The following is a 19,629-nucleotide window of genomic DNA, read 5'->3' on the forward strand; positions in this document are numbered from 1 at the left end:
CTCCGGCGTGTTCGCGGCAGTTGCGTTCCCGTGTTGTCGCCGGCCTTCGCGGCGGCACCTGGATGTGAGACGGGCCGCGAACGGGGGATTTGCCCTCGTTCGCGGCCCGTTTGTCTCTGGACCGGCCGGTTCCTACTTGATCTCGGCCAGCACGGTGCCCTGGGTGATGGCGGCGCCGGCTTCCACGGCCAGACCGGTGACCACACCGGCCTTGTGCGCGTTGACCGGGTTCTCCATCTTCATGGCCTCGAGCACCACGATCAGGTCGCCGGCCTCGACGGTCTGGCCTTCCTCGACCGCGACCTTGACGACGGTGCCCTGCATCGGCGCGGTGACCGAGTCACCCGACGCCGCGCCGCCGCCCGCGCCGCCACGCTTGCGCGGCTTGGGCTTCTTGCGGATCACACCGGCGCCGTTGCCGCCCGCGCCCGCGGCACCCGCGCCGACGGTGAAGTTGCCGGGCAGCGAGACCTCGACGCGACGGCCGCCGACCTCCACGACCACCTTCTGGCGCGGGCCTTCCTCGTCCTCATCCAGCGGCGCGCCACCGGTGTAGGGCTCGATGGTGTTGTTCCACTCGTTCTCGATCCACTTGGTGTAGACGTCGAACTTCTCGCCGTCACCGATGAACGCCGGATCCTCGACGATCGCGCGGTGGAACGGGATGACGGTGGCCAGTCCCTCGACGTGGAACTCGGCCAGCGCGCGCCGTGCCCGCTCCAGCGCCTGGGTGCGGTTCTCGCCGGTGACGATCAGCTTGGCCAGCATGGAGTCGAACTGGCCGCCGATCACGCTGCCTGCCACCACGCCGGAGTCCACGCGCACGCCCGGGCCGGTGGGCTCGGAGTAGGCGGTGACCGGGCCGGGGGCCGGCAGGAAGCCGCGGCCGGCGTCCTCACCGTTGATCCGGAACTCGAAGGAGTGGCCCCGCGGAGTCGGGTCTTCCTTGATCGACAGTTCCTCGCCGTTGGCGATGCGGAACTGCTGGCGCACCAGGTCGATGCCCGAGGTCTCCTCGGTGACCGGGTGTTCGACCTGCAGGCGGGTGTTCACCTCGAGGAACGACACGGTCTCGCCCTGGACCAGGTACTCGACGGTGCCTGCACCGTAGTAGTGGGCCTCGCGGCAGATCCGCTTGGCGGACTCGTGGATCTTGGCGCGCACCTCGTCGGACAGGAACGGCGCGGGCGCCTCCTCGACCAGCTTCTGGAACCGGCGCTGCAACGAGCAGTCGCGGGTACCGGCGACCACCACGTTGCCGTGCTTGTCGGCGATGACCTGCGCCTCGACGTGGCGGGCCTTGTCCAGGTACTGCTCGACGAAGCATTCACCGCGACCGAAGGCGGCGACCGCCTCGCGGGTGGCCGATTCGAACAGCTCCGGGATCTCTTCGATGGTGTGGGCGACCTTCATGCCGCGGCCACCGCCACCGAAAGCGGCCTTGATGGCCACCGGGACGCCGTACTTCTTGGCGAACTCGACGACCTCGTCGGCGTTCTTGACCGGATCCTTGGTGCCCGCGGCCATCGGCGCGTTCGCGCGTTCGGCGATGTGGCGGGCGGTGACCTTGTCGCCGAGGTCGCGGATGGACTGCGGCGACGGGCCGATCCAGATCAGCCCGGCGTCGATGACGGCCTGGGCGAAGTCGGCGTTCTCGGAAAGGAAGCCGTAACCGGGGTGGATGGCATCGGCCCCGGACTTAGCGGCGGCGTCGAGGATCTTGTCGAACACCAGGTACGACTCTGCCGACGTCTGTCCACCGAGGGCGAAGGCCTCATCGGCGAGCTTGACGAACGGGGCATCGGCATCGGGTTCGGCGTACACCGCGACGCTGCCGATACCGGCATCCTTGGCCGCCCGGATCACGCGCACGGCGATCTCGCCTCGGTTAGCTACGAGTACCTTCGTGATCTGCGCGCTGGCATGGCTGGGCACTGAGCCTCCTGTGCAATCTTCTCTGTAGTCGCCCCTGGGTCGACAATTTACGTCTGGGGCGAGTGTAGGCAGTCTGCCAACAGACGCCGAACTCGGATAGTCCTACCGAAGAGTAGGTCGTGGATCACATATGGGCCCGGGCGGGGTATGTGTTACCTGGTCCGCGCTCGGCGTCCGGCACCGGCCGGTGCGCTGCCCGGCTCACTTCCGCGCGCGATCGGCATGCGCACCGAGTTGCCCCATTCGGTCCAGGATCCATCGTAGTTGCGCACCGAGTCGAAGCCGAGCAGGTACTTCAGCACGAACCAGGTGTGGCTGGAACGCTCGCCGACCCTGCTGTAGACGATCAGGGCGTCTTCGGCGGTGAGATCGCCGTAGAGGGAGTCGAGATCGGCGCGGGGACGGAAGCGGCCATCGGAGTTGAGGGCCTCGGTCCAGGGGATGTTCACCGCGGTCGGGATGTGGCCGCCGCGCAGGGCGAGATCGTCGGGTGCGGCGAGCGCCTCCCCGGTGTATTCCTCCGGCGAGCGCACATCCACCAGCGGTTTGCCCAGATGGCTGAGCACCTCCGAGCGGAAGGCGCGATCGGTGCTGTCGTCGCGGCGCACGGCGGGGTAGTGGCTCTCGGTCAGGCGCGGCGGCTCGAAGGTGGTGTCGCGTTCCTCGCCGATCCAGGCCTCGCGGCCGCCGTCGAGCAGCCGGACGTCCTCGTGGCCGAACAGGGTGAGCACCCAGAGGGTGTGGGCGGCCTGCGCGTTGCCGCGATCGCCGTAGACGACCACGGTGTCCTCGCGTTCGATGCCCTTGGCGCGCATGAGTTCGGTGAACCTGGGGCCGTCGATGTAGTCGCGGGTCACCGGATCGTTGAGGTCACCGCGCCAGTCGATCTTGGTGGCGCCGGGCACATGCCCGATGTCATAGAGCAGGATGTCTTCGTTCGATTCGATGATCTTGAGCCCGGGAGCGCCGATGTTTGCCGACAGCCATTCCGTGGTTACTAGTCGTTGTGGGTGTGCGTAGGCACCGAAGGCGGGAGTGGGGTCCGGGGCGACGGGCACGTCAGGGATCCTTCACACGAGGTAGGCGGCGGTAGGGCGGTATCGGAGTCGCACAGTGCATGGTATGTGTGACGCGAAGATGAATCTCGTTTCAGATCACAAATCGGCTGATTGGGCGAATAAATCGCACGAGCATCCGATAAAGTCTCCCGGGAGGAGGGGTGAGCTATGTCCGATTCGTGGCCGCGGCGGCGACTGCTCGCGATCCTACGTGGCGCCAGTGAGCCTCTCGACGCCCAGGAGCTGGCCAAGATCACCGGACAGCACGTCACCACGGTCCGATTTCATCTCGATGTCCTCACCCGGGAATCGCTGGTTCGCCAGTTTCAGCAGCCGCCACGCGGTCGTGGCCGCCCGCGGATCGGTTACCGCGCCGTCCAGCGAACGGTCGGCTATCAGGAATTGGCGCAGGTGCTCGCCGATCAGCTCGGCCCGGACCCGCGCCGTCGCGCCGAAGCCGCGGTGGCGGCCGGCCGCGCCTGGGGTGCGCGCCTGGACGTGGTCGAGCAGCCCGCCGAATCGCTCGGCGAGGCCAAGGATCTGGCCATGTCGCTGATGTCGGAGCTCGGCTTCGCCCCCGAACGCGATCCGGCCGGCGATACCGACGAGAAGGTCACCATCCGGCTGACCGCCTGCCCGCTGCGCGAATTGGCCCGCACGCATTCCGAGGTGGTCTGCGGCGTGCATCAGGGGCTGCTGCAGGAAGTGCTGGACCGCAACGGCGCCCGCGACCGGGTGGCGGTCAGCCTCGATCCGTTCGTCGAGGCCGAGGTGTGCGAACTGCGCCTGGCCCTGCTCGCGGTGGGCGAACCCTACAACGAGGGGCCGCGCCCGGCTCCGTCAGTTCTGGGCCGGATGACGCCACAGGTCCGCGACGCCGACCCCGACATCGTCGAGCAACCTGCGCAGCAGTGGTAGGCCGATGCCGATCACGCTCGACGGATCGCCGTCGATGCGGTCGACGAACCAGCCGCCGAGCCCGTCGAGGGTGAACGCACCGGCCACCTGCAAGGGCTCACCGGTGGCGATATAGGCGTCCAGCGCCTCGGGTTCGGGTTTGGCGAAATGAATCGTGGTGGAGCTGCAATCCACCGCTTCGGCCGTCACGGCGCCGTCCAGCAGGCGCAGTACGCAGTGCCCGGTGATGAGTTCGGCGCTGCGCCCGGCCATCGCGTTCCAGCGCGCCCGCGCCACCTCGGGGGTATGCGGTTTGCCCTGCAGCGTGCCGTCGATCAACAGCATGGAATCGCAGCCGACCACCACACAGTCGGCGGCGTACTCGGGGACGGCCGCGGCGATCGTCGCGGCCTTGGCCTTGGCCAGTTCGACCACCACCTGCTGTGGTGGGGTGTCCGCGGGCAGTGCCGCGGCAATGGCGTCCTCGTCCACCTCCGAGACCCGGACGACGGGCTCGATCCCGGCGGACCGCAGCACGGTACGCCGGGCAGGGGACGCTGACGCGAGGACCATTTCGGTCACGGAGAGTTCCCCTCCCGGCGTCGTCGGCTCAGCGCAGGTGTGACAGCTGGGGGAACGCGTACGGCGAGAACGGCGAGGTACCACGGTGCATCATGGTGGGCCTGCCCCAGAAATCGCTCGGTCCCGGCGGGCCCGCCGGCGCCGCACTGCTCGCCGCCGCGCTCAGCACGCACACCAGCGCCGCGATCTCCTCATCGGTGGGCGCACCCTTCTCGATGATCAGGAAGGGCTTGTCGCCCGCGACCGCAGCCAGGGCAGCGTCGACGTCGGTGCCGACCGCCGCGGCGTCATCGGTGAGCGAGTCGACCGCGAGGTCGAGTTCGGCGGCGGTCAGCACTTCTTCATCTGCCACGATTGTCACGGTGCCAGATCCTCTCTCTTGCCTTGGCCGGACGGGGGTCGTGTCCGGTCAAGAGACGCAATCATCGTCGGATTCACTCATTGCATCACTGCAACCAGTGTGCGCGGCTCAACGAGGGTATCGCTGATTCACAGCGGAATGTTGCCGTGTTTCTTCGGCGGCAGGGTCACCATCTTGCGTTCGAGCAGTCGCAGCGCGGACACGATCTGACCGCGGGTGTGCGACGGCGGGATGACCGCGTCGACGTAACCGCGCTCGGCGGCGACGTAGGGGTTGACCAAGGTGTCCTCGTACTCGTTCTGCAGTTCGAGCCGCAGCGCATCGACGTCGGCGCCCTCTTTGGCGGCCTCGGCCAGCTGCTTGCGGTAGACGAATCCGACGGCCCCGGAAGCACCCATCACGGCGATCTGCGCGGTGGGCCAGGCGAGGTTCACATCGGCACCCATGTGCTTGGAACCCATGACGTCGTAGGCGCCGCCGTAGGCCTTGCGAGTGATGATCGTGATTTTGCCCACAGTGGCCTCACCGTAGGCGTAGAGCAGCTTCGCGCCGCGCCGGATGATGCCGTTGTATTCCTGTCCGGTGCCGGGCAGGAAGCCGGGAACATCGACCAGGGTGATGATCGGGACGTTGAACGCGTCGCAGGTGCGCACGAAGCGCGCGGCCTTCTCCGAGGCGTCGATGTCGAGGCAGCCGGCGAACTGCGTGGGCTGGTTGGCGACGATGCCGACGCTGCGGCCGTCGACCCGGCCGAAGCCGACGATGATGTTCATCGCGCGCTCGGCCTGCACCTCGAGGAATTCGTCGTCGTCGAGCAGGCGACGGATGACCTCGTGCATGTCGTAGGGCTGGTTCGGCGAATCCGGGATCAGCGTGTCGAGCTCGAGGTCTTCTTCGGTGAGCGAGTCCTCGATGGCGCCGTCGATCGGATCGGTGGCCGGGAAGCGCGGAGCTTCGGCGCGATTGTTGCTGGGCAGGTAGGACAGCAGATCCTTGACGTAGTCGAGGGCGTCCTGCTCGCCGGAGGCGACGTAGTGCGCGACACCGGACTTGGTCATGTGCGTGTTGGCGCCACCCAGCTCTTCCATGGTGACTTCCTCACCGGTGACCGTTTTGATGACGTCCGGGCCGGTGACGAACATCTGGCTGGTCTGGTCGACCATCACCACGAAGTCGGTGAGCGCGGGGGAGTACACGTGACCGCCGGCGGCCGGGCCCATGATCAGCGAGATCTGCGGGATGACGCCGGAGGCCTGGATGTTGCGGTGGAAGATCTCGCCGTAGAGGCCGAGCGAGACCACACCCTCCTGAATGCGCGCGCCGGCGCCTTCGTTGATGCCGATCAGCGGGCGGCCGGTCTTCAGCGCCAGGTCCATGACCTTGACGATCTTCTCGCCGTACACCTCGCCGAGGCTGCCACCGAAGACGGTGACGTCCTGGCTGAAGATGCACACGTCGCGGCCGTCGATGGTGCCGTAACCGGTGACGACGCCGTCACCGAGCGGGCGGTTGTTCTCCAAGCCGAAGTTCACGCTGCGGTGGCGCGCCAGGGCGTCCAGCTCGACGAAGGAGCCCTCGTCGAGCAGGGCCAGGATGCGTTCGCGGGCGGTCATCTTGCCCTTGGCGTGCACCTTGTCGACTGCGGCCTCACCCATCGGGTGCTTGGCTTCTTCCAGTCGATTCCGCAGGTCAGCCAGCTTGCCGGCGGTGGTGTGGATATCTGGGGCACCCGCCGGACCCGGCGTAGGCTGCTGCTGGACACTCGTCATGGGTTCGGAGTGTAACCAGTGCCAGTACCGCCTGTTAACCCAGGAAGGGCTACCGGTCAGTAAAAAACCGCAGGTGGGCACGGGGGTGGGGCGAAAAATCGGTTTCTTTCCCAATGGGCGCCGCAATACCCTGTGAGCATTCATTTTTCGAGCTCAGGGGAGGAGAGCGAGCATGTGGGAGTGGAGCAGAACGGTGGCCGAACACGCGTCCGCCGCGGCGTTCACCCAACCGGTCGCGGAGCCGGAACCGACGTTCACCGAAGTGGCGGCGACGGCAGAATCCGGATTCACCGCGGAGGCTGCCGAGGGGGAGATCGGGGGCGTGTCCGCGATGCGACGGGCGGCGCGTCCGGGCGAATACGATCTCGCGGGGTAGCTGCGCCGACGGCGAGTAGCCTGCGCATGTGCACAGGCCACCGTTGGATGCAGAGCAGTTGCGGCGCGATATCGCCGGCGACGACCAGTTGTCGTTCTATCGCGAGATCGAGGTGGTGGAGACGACCGGATCCACCAACGCCGATCTGATCGCCCGGGCGGCCGACCCGGATCTCGACCGCGTCGCTTTGCTTGCCGAGGCGCAGGAACAGGGGCGCGGCAGGCATGCCCGGGTGTGGGTGAGCCCGCCGCGCGCGCAGATAGCGTTGTCGGTGCTGGTGCGGCTGCCGGGGATCGATCCATCCGCCCTCGGCTGGCTACCCCTGTTGACGGGAGTCGCGGTGGTGGACGCGCTGCGAGAGACGGCCTCGGTGCCCGCCACCCTCAAGTGGCCCAATGACGTCTTGATCGAGGGCCGCAAGGTGGCGGGCATCCTCGCCGAGGTCGCGGCGAGCGGGGCCGAACCAGCGGTGGTGGTCGGCATCGGGCTGAATGTGAGCCTCGCCGAGGACGAATTGCCCGTCCCGCATGCCACCTCGCTGACGCTGGCCGGTGCGGCCGTCACCGACCGCACCGCGCTGGCCCGTTCGATCCTCACCGAATTCGCCCGCCGGATGGACGCCTGGCGCGAAGAGGGTTGGGCCGTCCCGCATCTGGCGGCCGCCTACCGCGAGCGGTGCGCGACGCTCGGTGCCCGGGTGCGCGCCGCGCTGCCCGGTGGGAAGACGCTCACCGGGGTGGCCACCGATGTCGACGACGCGGGCCGGCTACTGATCGGCGATCAGGCGGTCTCGGCCGGCGACGTCACCCATCTGCGTCCGGAATAACGCGATCCGGCCGCTGAACTCGTTGCGGTCGAGCGAGTTCCACCCCACAGCCCGTCTCGACACCCCGCCGGACGCCGATCGTTTCGCCGGTCCGAGCGGTAGGGTTCGGCACATGGGTTATCCGGAGGACGTCCTGGCGCCCGACGAAGAGCTGATACTGCATCGCCATCCGCATTGGAAGATGCTGTTCTGGCCCGTCGTCACGTTGATCGTCGCCACCGCGGTGGCCGGCTTCGCCGGTGGGGTGGCCTACCGCAACACCGAGACGCCCGGCCGATCGATCCTGCTGCTGGTGATCTTCCTGGTCTGGCTGTTCCTCGTGATCTGGCGCTGTGTCGTGCCGCTGATCAGCTGGAAGTCGACACATTTCATCATCACCCAGCGGCGCGTGCTGGTGCGTCAGGGCGTGATCACCCACACCGGTATCGACATCCCGATGAGCCGCATCTCCAGCGTCCAGTTCCGACACGGGCTGTTCGACCGCCTGCTCGGCACCGGCACGCTGATCATCGGCTCCTCCTCGGAGGAACCGCTCGAATACGACGACATCCCGGCGGTGCAGCAGGTGCACGCGCTGCTCTACCACCAGGTGTTCGAGGTCGAGCGCGGCCACCGTGACGATCTGCACGGCTACCGGTGAGCGCCGCGCCCGTCGCCGCGCCGGTCCGTAATCTTGCTCTATGACCGCTGTACTGCTGGCCGAGGACGATGAGGCCATCGCCGCGCCGCTCTCGCGCGCGCTGGGCCGGGAGGGCTACTCGGTCACCGTCGAACGCTTCGGCCCGGCGGTGCTGCGCCGCGCGCTCGAGGGCAACCACGATCTGCTGATCCTCGATCTCGGGCTGCCCGGCATGGACGGGCTCGAGGTGTGCCGTCAGGTGCGCGCGCGGGGCGCCGACCTGGCCGTGCTGATGTTGACCGCGCGCACCGACGAGGTCGATTTCGTGGTCGGGCTCGACGCGGGCGCCGACGACTATGTGGGCAAACCGTTCCGGCTGGCCGAACTGCTGGCCCGGGTGCGAGCGCTGTTGCGGCGCAGCGGAATCGGTGACGATTCGGTCGAGGTCGGCGGTATCCGGCTGGAGCCGGCGGCGCGGCGGGTGCTGGTCAACGGCGTCGAGGTGGGCCTGGCCAACAAGGAGTACGAGCTGCTCAAGGTGCTCATCGACCGGGCCGGCCAGGTGGTGTCGCGGGACACGATCCTGCGTGAGGTGTGGGGCGATGCCGAGCTGCGCGGCTCCAAGACCCTCGATATGCACATGTCCTGGCTGCGCCGCAAGATCGGCGACGAGGGCCCGATGGCCGAGCGGCGCATCGTCACCGTGCGCGGTGTCGGCTTCCGGCTGAACACCGACTGACGTGCGGCGCCGGATTCTGCGGTCGATGCTGACCGTGCTCATGCTCACCACGGTCGCGCTCGGCGTACCGCTGACCTACACCGCGTGGCTGTGGGTCGAAGACATCACCCGCAACGATCTGCAGAACCGGCTCGAGCGGATCGCGGTGGAGGTGATCGCCCAGGAACGCGAGGACGGCCGGGTGCACGACGGCCTCGACCTGCGCACGGTGCGTCCGCTGGTGCCCGACGACGGCAAGCTCACCATCATCTATCCGGCGCCGCACGACAACGCCTCGCAGGTCGATATCGGCCCGGAGCGGGTGCAGGATCCGCTGCTGGAATCGCTGTCGATGGGGGCGTCGGGGTCGTTGCGGCTGGAGGTGCCGTCGGCGCCGATGCATGCCAGGCAGCGTCAGGCCGTCGCGGTGGTCGGGCTGGCCGTGCTGGCCTCGCTCAGCGCCGCAGTGGCGGTGGCGGTGGTGACCGCGCGCCGGGTCGCCGATCCGCTGCGCGATGTGGCGGCCCGCGCGGCCCGGCTGGCCATGGGCGATTTCCGCCCCGATCCGCGCAGGCATGGCATCGCCGAACTGGACCGGGTCTCCGATGTGCTGGATTCGGCGACCGTGGAGATCGCCGGGCGGCTGCAACGTGAGCACGCGCTGGTGGCCGACGTCTCCCATCAGCTGCGCAGCCGCCTGACCGCCGTGCGGTTGCGCCTGGACGAGTTGTCGGCCCACCACGATCCGGATGTGGTGCACGAGGCCGAGGAGGCGATGGCGCAGGTCGACCGGCTCACCGAGGCCATCGATGATCTGGTGCGCGCCTCCCGCGACGAGGACGCCACCGACCGCGACCCGGTGCCGGTGATGGACGAGCTGCGCGGCATCGTCGCCGAATGGAACCACCCCTTCACCGAGGCCGGGCGCACACTGCAATTGATCGGCGACGAGCAGTTACGCGCCCCGATCACCGGTTCCCGGTTGCGCGAAGCGGTCGCGGTGCTGATCGACAACGCGCTGATGCACGGCGGCGGCACCTGCACGGTGTCGGTGCGCACGGTGCGCCCGGGCGGGGATCGGGAGCCGCTGGTGTGTGTGGAGATCGCCGACGAGGGCGACGGTGTCAGCGATGAGCTGGCCCCGCACATCTTCGATCGGGGCTTCTCCGGCGCCGGCTCGACCGGTGTGGGGCTGGCGCTGGCGCGGGCGTTGATCGAGGCCGACGGCGGGCGGCTGGAGCTGCAGCGCCGCAGGCCGGCATTGTTCGCGGTGTTCCTGGGAGCGCCGACGGTGGCGCGTCAGGCCAATGGAGTAGTGGGCGAACCGAGGTAGGACTCAGCCCTGGTGACCGAGCCGGCGCTCTTCCTCGACGAGTTCTTCGAACTCTTCCATGATCTGTTCCATCTCATCGGGGAACACCCAGCGCCGCATGGCCCAGAAGCGGAACGCCATCTGCAGCAGGTTGCCGATGATGTAGGCGCTGACGAAGTCGGCGATGTTCTCCACCAGGAAGCTGACATCGGGCTGGCGCAGGTGGAACACATAGCTGGAGATCCACAGCGGGACGAAGCTCAGCACCACGCCCACGCCGCTGACGCCGAAGAACAACAGCGCCTCATGATGACGCTCACGTCCGCCGCGGTTCTTGAACGACCATTCCCGGTTCAGGATGTAGGAGGCGATCACCGCGATCACACCCGCGATGATCTTCGCGGTGACCGGCTTCTCGGCCAGTACCGTCCACTTCAAGGCGTAGAAGATGCCGCTGTCGATGACGAATGTGGTCGCGCCGACGATCGCGAACTTGATCAGCTCACGGTGGCGATACGCGATCTCCTGCGCAGGCTTGGGAAGGACGCTGACCACGTCGTCGACGAATGACACAAGGCCCGAGTGTACCGGTAGCGGTCATTCGCACCGGACATGACAGTATTGACCGACGTGAGCGCACGTTCCTTCGATCCTTCGGCAATGCCGACCGTCACCATGATCGGCGGTGGCCAGCTCGCGCGCATGACGCACCAGGCCGCCATCGCATTGGGCCAGCGCCTGCGGGTTCTCGCCGAGCAGCCCGGCGATCCGGCCGCGCAGGTCAGCCCCGACGTCGTCCTCGGTAGCCACACCGACCTGGCCGCGCTGCGGGCCGCCGCCGTCGGCTCGCACGCGCTGACCTTCGATCACGAGCATGTGCCGACCGAGCACCTCGAGACGCTGGTCGCCGAGGGCGTGAACGTCCAGCCGCCGCCGTCGGCGCTGCTCTACGCCCAGGACAAGCTGGCCATGCGCACCAAGCTGTCGAGTATGGGGCTGCCGGTGCCGGCGTTCGTGGAGGTCACCGAGCCCGCTGATGCGCTGAAGTTCGGCGCCGAACAGGGCTGGCCGATCGTCATCAAGGCGGTGCGCGGCGGCTACGACGGGCGCGGGGTGTGGATGCCCGCTGACGCCGCCGAGGCCGAGCGGATCGTCACCGACCAGCTCGCGCACGGGGTGCGGCTGCTGGCCGAGGCCCGGGTGGACCTGAAGCGTGAGCTGTCGGCGATGGTGGCGCGCTCGCCGTTCGGGCAGGCCGCGACGTGGCCGGTGGTGGAGACCGTGCAGCGCAAGGGTCAGTGCGCGGTCGTCATCGCGCCGGCTCCGGAGCTGCCGGAGCAGATCGGCGCCGAGGCCGAGACCATGGCGCTCGCGCTGGCCAGCGAACTCGGTGTGGTCGGCGCGATGGCGGTGGAGCTGTTCGAGACCCACGACGGCACGCTGCTGATCAACGAGCTGGCCATGCGTCCGCACAATTCCGGGCACTGGGGCATGGACGGCGCCCGCACCGGTCAATTCGAACAGCATCTGCGCGCGGTGCTCGACTACCCGCTCGGCGACACCAGCCCGCTGGCGCCGGTCACGGTGATGGCGAATATCCTCGGCGCGCCCGAGGCACCCGCCATGTCGATGGACGAGCGGCTGCATCACTTGTTCGCCCGGATGCCGGATGCGAAGGTGCACCTGTATGGCAAGGGGGAGCGCCCGGATCGCAAGATCGGGCATGTGAACGTGCTGGGTGACGATGTCGCCACGGTGCGGGAGAAGGCCGAGTGGGCGGCGCATTGGATGTCGCACGCCGTATGGACCGACGGATGGGATCCGCATGAGTGAGCAGCAGGGCCCGGCAGTCGGCCTGATCATGGGCAGCGACTCCGACTGGCCGACCATGGAGGCCGCCGCCGAGGCGCTGGCCGAGTTCGGGATCCGCTTCGAGGTCGGCGTGGTGTCGGCGCACCGCACCCCGCAGCGCATGCTCGACTACGCCCGCGACGCGGCCGGGCGCGGCATCAAGGTCATCATCGCCGGGGCGGGCGGTGCCGCGCACCTGCCCGGCATGGTCGCCTCGGCGACACCGCTGCCGGTGATCGGCGTCCCGGTCCCGCTGAAATATCTCGACGGCATGGACTCGCTGCTGTCCATCGTGCAGATGCCCGCCGGTGTCCCGGTCGCCACCGTCTCCATCGGCGGTGCCCGTAACGCCGGCCTGCTCGCCGCCCGCATCCTCGCCGCCCACGACCCGGCCCTGCTCGAGCGCATGCGGCAGTTCCAGGCCGGACTCGAGCAGATGGTGCTGGACAAGGACGAGGCGCTGCGCCGCAAGCTGCTCGGCTGAGCACTCGGCCCGGTCCTCGATACGGTGAAACGATGACGACCGACGAGACGGCGCGGGTCACAGCGGGAGACGACACCGTTCGGTTCCGCTTGGCCGTAGTGGATGTGGCCCTGCGATTGTTCGCCGAACAGGGGTATGAGTCGACGTCGGTGGATGCGATCGCCGAGGCGGCGGGTATCTCGCGGCGCACGTTCTTCCGGCAGTTCCGGTCCAAGGAAGATGTGATCTTCGCCGATCACGAGGCGCAGCTGGCGGCGGCGGGGGAGTACCTGGCGGCCAGCGACGAGGACCCGTGGGACGCGGTGTGCTCGGCGGTGGTCGGCGTGTTCGAGCGGTTCACGCAGTGGCGGGATATCGCCGCGCGCCGGTATCGGGTGGTGCGGCGGGTGCCCGCGTTGCGGGAGCGCGAGATCGTGACGGTGTTCCGGTACGAGCGGTTGTTCACCGATTTCCTGCGCGAACGGCTGCCGGAGGCCTCGGATCTGGCGCGGGTGCAGTTCACCGCCGCGGTCACCGCGACGCACAACTATCTGTTGCGGCGCATGGTGCGCGGGGAATCCGATGCCGGCGCGGCCGATCTGCGGGTCGAGCTGGCCGCGATTCCGCGCGGTGCGCAGCGGCCGGGGTCCGACGAGCTGGTGCTCGCGGTGTTCCCGCGCGATCTGCCGCCGCGCCGGGTCGCCGATCTGCTCGAACGCCGTCTCGGTAATCTGTGACCAGCCACACAGCTGATTCTGACACTCAGTGCCACGCGGTACCTCCCGGTCGCGCGAGTTCGGCGCGTATACTCGGCAACGACGTGGCACTGAGTGCCGGACCAATCTGTGTGTCTGGAAAGGACCGCAGCTTTTCACACGACCAGGAGCGTGCCCGATGGCGGGAAACCCCGATTTCGACCTGTTCAAGCTCGAGGACTTCCACGATGAGCTGCGTGCGGCCATCCGCGGCCTGGCCGAGAAGGAGATCGCGCCGCACGCCAAGGACGTCGACGGCAACGCCCGCTTCCCCGAAGAGGCGCTGAGCGCGCTCAACGCGGCCGGCTTCAACGCCGTGCACGTGCCCGAGGCCTACGGTGGCCAGGGCGCGGACTCGGTCGCCACCTGCATCGTCATCGAAGAGGTCGCCCGCGTCTGCGGTTCCTCCTCGCTGATCCCCGCGGTCAACAAGCTCGGCACCATGGGCCTGATCCTCAACGGCTCCGAGGAGCTGAAGCAGAAGGTGCTGCCCGACATCGTCAACGGTGAGATGGCCTCCTACGCGCTGTCCGAGCGTGAGGCCGGCTCCGACGCGGCGAGCATGCGCACCCGCGCCAAGCAGGACGGCGACGACTGGGTCATCAACGGCTCCAAGTGCTGGATCACCAACGGCGGCAAGTCGTCCTGGTACACCGTGATGGCCGTGACCGACGCCGACAAGGGCGCCAACGGCATCTCGGCGTTCATGGTGCACAAGGACGACGAAGGCTTCGTCGTCGGCCCGCTCGAGCACAAGCTGGGCATCAAGGGTTCGCCCACCGCCGAGCTCTACTTCGAGAACTGTCGCGTTCCCGGCGACCGGATGATCGGCGCGCCGGGCACCGGTTTCAAGACCGCGCTGCAGACCCTCGACCACACCCGTCCCACCATCGGCGCGCAGGCCGTCGGCCTGGCCCAGGGCGCGCTGGACGCGGCCATCGCCTACACCAAGGACCGCAAGCAGTTCGGTAAGGCCATCGCCGACTTCCAGAACACCCAGTTCATGCTGGCCGACATGGCGATGAAGGTGGAAGCGGCCCGCCTGATGGTCTACACCTCGGCCGCCCGCGCCGAGCGTGGCGAGCAGAACCTCGGCTTCATCTCCGCCGCGGCCAAGTGCTTCGCCTCCGATGTGGCCATGGAAGTCACCACCAACGCCGTCCAGCTCTTCGGCGGCGCCGGCTACACCACCGACTTCCCGGTGGAGCGGATGATGCGCGACGCGAAGATCACCCAGATCTACGAGGGCACCAACCAGATCCAGCGCCTGGTCATGAGCCGCGCCCTGCTCAAGGGCTGAGTACCGCCGGCCGAGTGGCCGGTAGCGCTCGACGGGAAAGCCCCGTGCGATCGGACCACATCGGTTCGATCGCACGGGGCTTTCCTTCCGTATAGCCGTATATGCGCCCATCGGTCGCTGCCCACCCGTCGCCCGGCTCGCCCTGCGCGCCCCGGATACGATGAGCGCGGCGCTCTCGGCCGTTGTGAACGCCGGTCTCGCCGATGGAACCGATAGCGAGGACCGTTCATGAACGAGCCGGCACCACAGCCGTCACGCAGACGTCGATACCTACTCCGGGCGGCTGTGGGTTTCGCGGCAACGCTGGTGCTGCTGATCGCCGCCGCGTTCGGCGCCACGGCCATCATGTCGCTGCCCTCCCCGCCGACACTGGCGCAGCTGATGTTCGCACCGCCCTCGACTCAGGGTGAGTTGTTCGCCTCGCGCACCGTTCCCGCTTCGCCGAATCCGCGGCCGCTGCCGAAAGCCGAAGCGCCGCTGCCGGATACGGTGCCGTGGAAGGGTGCGCAGATCTCGGTGGCCGAGTTCCTCGACACCACGAAGACCAACTCGTTCGTGGTGCTGCGCGACGGGGCGATGATCCACGAGTGGTACCGCGACGGCGTCGGACCGGCCACGACACAGTCGTCCTGGTCGGTGGCCAAATCGGTGGTGTCGCTGCTGATCGGCCGGGCCATCGCCGCCGGGCAGATGAGCGAGGACGACCGGCTGGTGGACCTGCTGCCCGAACTCGCCACCGGCGGCGACTACGACAAGGTCACCATCGGCGATCTACTCGATATGAGTTCGGGCATCGACGTTTCGGAGAACTACAACAAGTGGGCGCCGTTCACCGGCACCGCCCGCATGTACCTGACCACCGATCTGGCCGAGTTCGTCGACGGGCACCGCACGCTGATCTTCCCGCCGGGCAGCACCGGCGATTACCGCAGCGTCGACACCCAGCTGCTGGGCATGGCGCTGGCGCGGGTCACCGGCACCTCGCTGAGTGAACTGCTGGCGCGCGATATCTGGGCGCCGATAGGCGGGGTGGACGACGCGCTGTGGAATCTCGATCGCGAGGGCGGCCAGGAGAAGGCCTTCTGCTGCCTGAATGCCACCGCCCGCGATTTCGCCAAGATCGGGCAGCTGGTCGCCGACGGCGGCCGGGTGGGCGACCAGCAGATCGTGCCGCCGGCCTGGATCGAGCGCATCAGCACGCCGTCACCGCATCGGGTCTCCGATGAGGGGTACTCGGCGCAGTGGTGGCATCCGGACGGCGGCGACGGCGCCGACCTGTCGGCGGTCGGCGTCTACGGGCAGTACATCTGGGTCGATCCGCCCAGCGGCACCGTCATCGTCAAGCTCAGCGATTACGGCACCTCGCAGGACGAGACGGAGACCTTCGAGGTTTTCCGCACCATCGCCCGCGCGGGCTGAACCGGCGGCCGCCGCTCAGCTCACCAGATCGGCGTACTCCGGATGCGAGCCGATGTACTGGTCCACGTACCAGCAGGTAGGGACCACGGAGAAGCCGTGCTCGCGGGAGTCGGCGAGCGCGTATTCGACCACCTGGGCGGCCACGCCGCGGCCACGGAATTCCGGGAAGGTCATGGTGTGGTGGAAGTCGCGGACCCTGGCGTCCTCGCGTTCGGAGTAATCGGCGTAGCCGGCGAGGGTGTCGTCGATGTAGATCTCGAAACGGGTATCGGCGACATTGTGTTCGAGCCTGGTGGTCATATCGGGGTGGAACTCCTTCTCCGGCCCGGTTGTTCCGGATGCGGTCGATTCGATCACAGGATGGCGCCGGGATTGAGGATGCCGTGCGGATCCAGCGCGTCCTTGATGCGGGCGGTCAGCGCCATCACGTCGGGGCCGAGCTGATCGGGCAGCCAGGCCTTCTTGAGCCTGCCGACGCCGTGCTCACCGGTGATGGTGCCGCCGAGGGCGATGGCCAGATCCATGATCTCGCCGAAGGCCCGGTGCGCGCGTTCGGTCATATCCGGATCGGTGGGGTCGTGCACGATCAGCGGATGGGTGTTGCCGTCGCCGGCGTGCGCGATCACCGAGACGATCACGTCGTTGCGTTCGGCGATCTCGGCGATGCCATTGACCAGATCACCCAGCCGCGGCAGCGCCACGCCGACGTCTTCGAGCAGCAGCGGCCCCAGCCGTTCGACTGCGGGAATCGCGAACCGCCGTGCCGCGGTGAAGGCCTCACCTTCCTCGGGGTCCTCGGTGTGGAAGACCTCGGTGGCGCCGGCCTTCTCGCAGGCGGCGACCATGAGCTCGGCCTCGTGCGCGGCAAACGCACCCGGTGCGTCGGACCGCGCGACCAGCAGCGCGGCGGCCTGACGATCCAGGCCCATCCGCATCTCGTCCTCCACCGCGTTGATCGCGACGGTGTCCATGAACTCGAGCATGGCCGGGCGCAGCACGCCGGTGATGGCCAGGATCGCCTCGGTCGCGGCGGTGAGCGTGCCGAAGGAGGCGACCACGGTGCTCTGCGGGGGCTGGGCGGGCAGCAGGCGCAGAGTGAGTTCGGTGATGACGCCGAGCGTGCCTTCGCTGCCGACGAACAGCTTCGTCAGCGACAGGCCCGCCGAATCCTTCAGCCGCGGCCCGCCCAGCCGCACCGGCGTGCCGTCGGCGAGCACGACCTCCATGCCGAGCACGTAATCGGTCGTGACGCCGTACTTCACACAGCACAGCCCGCCCGCGTTGGTCGCGGCATTGCCGCCGATCGAGCACATCTCGAACGACGACGGATCCGGCGGATACCACAGGCCGTGCTCGGCGACGGCCCGCTTGACCTCGGCATTGAGCAGTCCGGGCTGCACCACCGCGGTCCGGGTGACCGGGTCGACGCTGATCGCGCGCATGCGTTCGGTGCTCAGCACGATCCCGCCGTCCACCGCGGTCGCCCCGCCGGACAGTCCCGAGCCCGCCCCGCGCGGCACCACCGGCACCCGCCGGTCATGCGCCCAGCGCAGCGTGGCCGCGACATCGGCGGTGCTGCTCGCCCGGACCACGGCCAGCGGGGTGCCCGCCTCGGGGTCACGGGCCCAGTCGTGGCGGTAGCCGTCGAGCACATCGGGGTCGGTGACCACCGCGCCGTCGGGGAGGGAGTCGATCAGATCGTGCAGGTCCACCTCGATAACACTAGGGCCATCGCCGCGAGCGCAAGCCACCGAATGTGCTGTCGCGGGTCGAGTGGCCATGGCGCGGGCCCGGGGGAGACAATGCAACGGTCGGGGTTCATGCACTGGTCGGGCGGAGGGATGGCGTTGAAGCAAGTCGAACCGCAGAATTGCCGGGAGCTGGTGGCCGCGATGTTCTCCGCCGAGTTCGTCGACGGCGGCGTCGATCCGGCGGCGCTGCGCCGCGTGCACGCGGGTGAGCACCGCGAATGGGCGACGGCCCTGGACCGGTCCGGGATGTTCGGCACCGAGACGGTGGCCGCGGTGACCGCGCAGTGGCGCGCGGACCCGCGGGTGCTGCTCGAGGCGCTGCTCACCGAGGCCGACGACGTCACCCGCCGCCGCTGCCTCGCGGCCTGGTCGGCCCTGGACGACGGCGCTTCCGGAACCCGCGCTCGCATGGCCTGACCTGCGCGTTTGCTCGGTGATCATCTGGGCGAAACCTGCCGCTGGCACGCTGGCCGCCGTGCATGATCTGGCCGCCGCCACCGACACCCTGGCCGAGCGTTTCACGCGCCTGTGCGAGTCCGTGGTGACGCGGCTGCCGTGGGGGCTGGACCGGATCGTCGCGCCCACCTTGCTCGGCTTCGCGCTGATCAACAGCTTCACCTTCGGCGTGGACCTGGTGCTGCTCACCACCCTGCACAGCGGGTTCGGCCTGCCGCTGTGGCTGTCGGTGACGGTGGGCTATGTGTGCGCGTTCGGGCTGGCGTTCCTGCTCAACCGCACCTTCAACTTCCACTCGCACGCCCCGATCGGCCGGCAAGCCGTGGTGTACGCGGTGGTCGTGCTGATCAACTATCTGGCCTTCATCCTCGGGGTGAGCACCGGGCTGGCCGAACTCGGTGTGGAGTACCACCTGTCCCGGTTGGTCGCGGGCGCCTGCGAGGCGGTCTATATGTACAGCGCGATGCGGTGGGTGGTTTTTCGCCGGCGCGCGGAGCCGGTGTCCGACGCGGCGGGAGCCGGCGGGCAGGTGCGCTAAAGGGTCAGTCGAGTACTGTCACCGACTCCCCATCGACGACGACCACATCGTCATCGGTGAGTGCCCAGTGCGCGATGCCCGCGGCCCGGTAGGCAGCCGCCAAACGGTTGCCGTCGCCGTCGGGGTCGGTGGCGGAATCGATGTGCGGCACGATCGGCCGGTCGATCAAACCCAAGCCGTCCCAACGCGGTTCGATTCCACAGGCGGGCAGCACCTCGGTCGGGTCGTCGGCGGTTTCGAGTCCGTGGAGATCGGGCGCCAGCACACACGCGCCCGCGCTGTAGCCCGCGTACACCAGCGCATCGGCGGCGAGCAGTTCCGGTATGACGAGATCGGCTCCGCTGCGGGCGAATTGGGCGCGCAGCACGAAGGTGTTGCCGCCGCGCACCCAGAGCATTCCGAACTCCGCCAGCCGCGCGGCCAACCGCTCGGACCGGCCGGCGTACTCGCGCAGATCCACTTCCTCGGCCGCATACCCCAACCGGCGCAGGGGAATAATATCGCTGGTGATCGCCGCCGCGCGGGCCGCGGGCCAGGCGTCGCAGGCATTGCCGATCACCGCGACCCGGCCCGGCCCGCCCATGAGCGCGGCGAGCCGGTCGGCGTGCGCGCCGAAACGGTAGGAGGCCAGGAACAGCCGCAT

22 protein-coding genes are annotated in these 19,629 nt (G+C 68.5%); 13 read left to right on the forward strand and 9 right to left on the reverse strand.

Annotation, left to right across the window (positions count from 1 at the left end):
* Positions 1–132: 132 nt before the first annotated feature.
* Together NOCYR_RS05310 and NOCYR_RS05315 are read right to left on the reverse strand one after the other, a co-directional pair.
* Positions 133–1,935, reverse strand: a complete 1,803-nt coding sequence (locus tag NOCYR_RS05310; RefSeq protein ID WP_014349328.1) for an acetyl/propionyl/methylcrotonyl-CoA carboxylase subunit alpha — start codon at positions 1,933–1,935, stop codon at positions 133–135.
* Between the two features lie 152 nt (positions 1,936–2,087).
* Positions 2,088–2,993, reverse strand: coding sequence for a sulfurtransferase (locus tag NOCYR_RS05315; protein WP_014349329.1), 906 nt, complete (start codon positions 2,991–2,993; stop codon positions 2,088–2,090).
* A gap of 168 nt (positions 2,994–3,161) precedes the next feature.
* Between NOCYR_RS05315 and NOCYR_RS05320 the strand changes: the two genes are divergently transcribed.
* On the forward strand, positions 3,162–3,911 hold the full coding sequence (locus NOCYR_RS05320) for a helix-turn-helix transcriptional regulator (protein ID WP_014349330.1): 750 nt from the start codon (positions 3,162–3,164) through the stop codon (positions 3,909–3,911).
* Here the strand turns inward: NOCYR_RS05320 and NOCYR_RS05325 are convergent.
* The 3 genes from NOCYR_RS05325 to NOCYR_RS05335 all read right to left on the reverse strand — a co-directional run bounded on the left by NOCYR_RS05325 (position 3,834) and on the right by NOCYR_RS05335 (position 6,602).
* Positions 3,834–4,472: a nucleoside triphosphate pyrophosphatase gene (locus NOCYR_RS05325; RefSeq protein ID WP_014349331.1), complete on the reverse strand. Its 639-nt coding sequence runs from the start codon at positions 4,470–4,472 to the stop codon at positions 3,834–3,836. The two genes, NOCYR_RS05320 and NOCYR_RS05325, sit on opposite strands and share 78 nt — an antisense overlap.
* A gap of 28 nt (positions 4,473–4,500) precedes the next feature.
* Positions 4,501–4,833, reverse strand: coding sequence for an acyl-CoA carboxylase subunit epsilon (locus NOCYR_RS05330; RefSeq protein WP_014349332.1), 333 nt, complete (start codon positions 4,831–4,833; stop codon positions 4,501–4,503).
* A gap of 128 nt (positions 4,834–4,961) precedes the next feature.
* Positions 4,962–6,602 carry an acyl-CoA carboxylase subunit beta gene (locus tag NOCYR_RS05335; protein ID WP_048832888.1) on the reverse strand — a complete coding sequence of 547 codons (1,641 nt, stop codon included), beginning with the start codon at positions 6,600–6,602 and terminating at the stop codon, positions 4,962–4,964.
* Between the two features lie 172 nt (positions 6,603–6,774).
* Here NOCYR_RS05335 and NOCYR_RS05340 point away from each other — a divergent pair, with 172 nt between their 5' ends.
* From NOCYR_RS05340 to NOCYR_RS05360, 5 genes are all read left to right on the forward strand, one after another.
* On the forward strand, positions 6,775–6,978 hold the full coding sequence (locus tag NOCYR_RS05340; RefSeq protein WP_014349335.1) for a hypothetical protein: 204 nt from the start codon (positions 6,775–6,777) through the stop codon (positions 6,976–6,978).
* A gap of 28 nt (positions 6,979–7,006) precedes the next feature.
* On the forward strand, positions 7,007–7,804 hold the full coding sequence (locus tag NOCYR_RS05345) for a biotin--[acetyl-CoA-carboxylase] ligase (protein WP_048832889.1): 798 nt from the start codon (positions 7,007–7,009) through the stop codon (positions 7,802–7,804).
* 112 nt (positions 7,805–7,916) lie between these two features.
* Positions 7,917–8,444, forward strand: a complete 528-nt coding sequence (locus NOCYR_RS05350) for a PH domain-containing protein (RefSeq protein ID WP_014349337.1) — start codon at positions 7,917–7,919, stop codon at positions 8,442–8,444.
* 40 nt (positions 8,445–8,484) lie between these two features.
* On the forward strand, positions 8,485–9,162 hold the full coding sequence (locus tag NOCYR_RS05355; RefSeq protein ID WP_014349338.1) for a response regulator transcription factor: 678 nt from the start codon (positions 8,485–8,487) through the stop codon (positions 9,160–9,162).
* 1 nt (position 9,163) lies between these two features.
* A complete protein-coding gene (locus tag NOCYR_RS05360) occupies positions 9,164–10,474 on the forward strand; it encodes a sensor histidine kinase (protein WP_048832890.1) in 1,311 nt (436 codons plus the stop codon).
* Between the two features lie 3 nt (positions 10,475–10,477).
* Here NOCYR_RS05360 and NOCYR_RS05365 read toward each other — a convergent pair whose 3' ends face one another.
* Complete coding sequence (locus tag NOCYR_RS05365; protein ID WP_014349340.1) at positions 10,478–11,026, reverse strand: GtrA family protein; 549 nt, start codon at positions 11,024–11,026, stop codon at positions 10,478–10,480.
* A gap of 39 nt (positions 11,027–11,065) precedes the next feature.
* Here NOCYR_RS05365 and NOCYR_RS05370 point away from each other — a divergent pair, with 39 nt between their 5' ends.
* From NOCYR_RS05370 to NOCYR_RS05390, 5 genes are all read left to right on the forward strand, one after another.
* Positions 11,066–12,286 (forward strand): 5-(carboxyamino)imidazole ribonucleotide synthase, encoded by a 1,221-nt coding sequence (locus NOCYR_RS05370; protein ID WP_048832892.1) that lies wholly within the window; start codon positions 11,066–11,068, stop codon positions 12,284–12,286.
* Positions 12,279–12,788, forward strand: a complete 510-nt coding sequence (purE, locus tag NOCYR_RS05375; RefSeq protein WP_014349342.1) for a 5-(carboxyamino)imidazole ribonucleotide mutase — start codon at positions 12,279–12,281, stop codon at positions 12,786–12,788. Before NOCYR_RS05370 ends, purE begins: the two co-directional genes overlap by 8 nt.
* Positions 12,789–12,820: 32 nt before the next feature.
* Positions 12,821–13,504 (forward strand): TetR family transcriptional regulator, encoded by a 684-nt coding sequence (locus NOCYR_RS05380; RefSeq protein WP_014349343.1) that lies wholly within the window; start codon positions 12,821–12,823, stop codon positions 13,502–13,504.
* Positions 13,505–13,661: 157 nt separating this feature from the next.
* Positions 13,662–14,822: an acyl-CoA dehydrogenase gene (locus NOCYR_RS05385; protein WP_014349344.1), complete on the forward strand. Its 1,161-nt coding sequence runs from the start codon at positions 13,662–13,664 to the stop codon at positions 14,820–14,822.
* Between the two features lie 285 nt (positions 14,823–15,107).
* Positions 15,108–16,241, forward strand: coding sequence for a serine hydrolase domain-containing protein (locus NOCYR_RS05390; protein ID WP_014349345.1), 1,134 nt, complete (start codon positions 15,108–15,110; stop codon positions 16,239–16,241).
* Positions 16,242–16,256: 15 nt separating this feature from the next.
* On the opposite strand, the gene NOCYR_RS05395 is transcribed toward NOCYR_RS05390, so the two are convergent.
* Positions 16,257–16,595 (reverse strand): GNAT family N-acetyltransferase, encoded by a 339-nt coding sequence (locus NOCYR_RS05395; protein WP_330981627.1) that lies wholly within the window; start codon positions 16,593–16,595, stop codon positions 16,257–16,259.
* Positions 16,595–17,953: an FAD-binding oxidoreductase gene (locus NOCYR_RS05400; protein WP_014349347.1), complete on the reverse strand. Its 1,359-nt coding sequence runs from the start codon at positions 17,951–17,953 to the stop codon at positions 16,595–16,597. Before NOCYR_RS05400 ends, NOCYR_RS05395 begins: the two co-directional genes overlap by 1 nt.
* 129 nt (positions 17,954–18,082) lie before the next feature.
* Between NOCYR_RS05400 and NOCYR_RS05405 the strand changes: the two genes are divergently transcribed.
* Both NOCYR_RS05405 and NOCYR_RS05410 read left to right on the forward strand, forming a co-directional pair.
* On the forward strand, positions 18,083–18,409 hold the full coding sequence (locus NOCYR_RS05405) for a hypothetical protein (RefSeq protein WP_014349348.1): 327 nt from the start codon (positions 18,083–18,085) through the stop codon (positions 18,407–18,409).
* Between the two features lie 58 nt (positions 18,410–18,467).
* Complete coding sequence (locus NOCYR_RS05410) at positions 18,468–18,986, forward strand: GtrA family protein (RefSeq protein WP_052315521.1); 519 nt, start codon at positions 18,468–18,470, stop codon at positions 18,984–18,986.
* Positions 18,987–18,990: 4 nt separating this feature from the next.
* Here NOCYR_RS05410 and NOCYR_RS05415 read toward each other — a convergent pair whose 3' ends face one another.
* Positions 18,991–19,629 carry a Type 1 glutamine amidotransferase-like domain-containing protein gene (locus NOCYR_RS05415; RefSeq protein WP_014349350.1) on the reverse strand — a complete coding sequence of 213 codons (639 nt, stop codon included), beginning with the start codon at positions 19,627–19,629 and terminating at the stop codon, positions 18,991–18,993.

The organism is Nocardia cyriacigeorgica GUH-2 (genome assembly GCF_000284035.1).
In the GTDB taxonomy this organism is placed as follows: Bacteria; Actinomycetota; Actinomycetes; order Mycobacteriales; family Mycobacteriaceae; genus Nocardia; species Nocardia cyriacigeorgica_B.